The 624-nt window shown below is 40.7% G+C and carries 1 protein-coding gene; it reads right to left on the bottom strand.

Going from position 1 to position 624, the window contains the following annotated elements:
* Positions 1 to 151: 151 nt before the first annotated feature.
* Positions 152 to 624, bottom strand: a 473-nt coding sequence (locus tag ACS8FD_RS21955; protein WP_439277426.1) for a rhomboid family intramembrane serine protease, incomplete at its 5' end; no start/stop codon positions are given.

The following is a 624-nucleotide window of genomic DNA, read 5'->3' as shown; positions in this document are numbered from 1 at the left end:
ATAGTCAATTCGCTATAAAAACGATATAGCGAGACTGGCGTAAATTTTTCGTAGCCTCTGTCAGCGTAGACACAGCAAGCGAGAAAAATTTATACCAGTTGCGCTTTACGTTACAACGTATCGATTTTATTTGGTATCGATTTTAGATAAGCTAAAAGCTAGGAGAAAGTAAAGCGTTAACAAAGTGTGGCAGTACCTGTGGCTCAAGAATGATGGTCGCAATCACACCGAACGCACCGCCCCACATATGAGCCATATGATTGATATTGGAGCCACCACGTTTGTCAGCGTAGATACTATAGGCAACATAAGCAACAGCAAACAGTATCGCAGGAATCGGCACAATAGCAAACAGATAGATGGACTCCCATGGCGCCAACAGAATAAAAGCAAACAATACCGCTGATACGCCACCTGATGCACCTAAGCTTAAATAACTGGCGTTTTTCTTATTTTGCAGATAGCTTGGTATCATTGCAATGATAATGGCCAACAAATAAAAAGCCACAAACCCATATCCACCCAAAAATGGCTGATAAAGCCCTTCTATAGCGCGACCAAAAAAATACAAAGTAAACATATTAAACAGTAAATGCATACTATCAGCATGGATAAAGCCATGAC

The organism is Psychrobacter sp. 1U2 (assembly GCF_051847575.1).
Note: the sequence above shows the minus strand (reverse complement) of the source record. Positions and strands in the feature narration are given on the sequence as shown.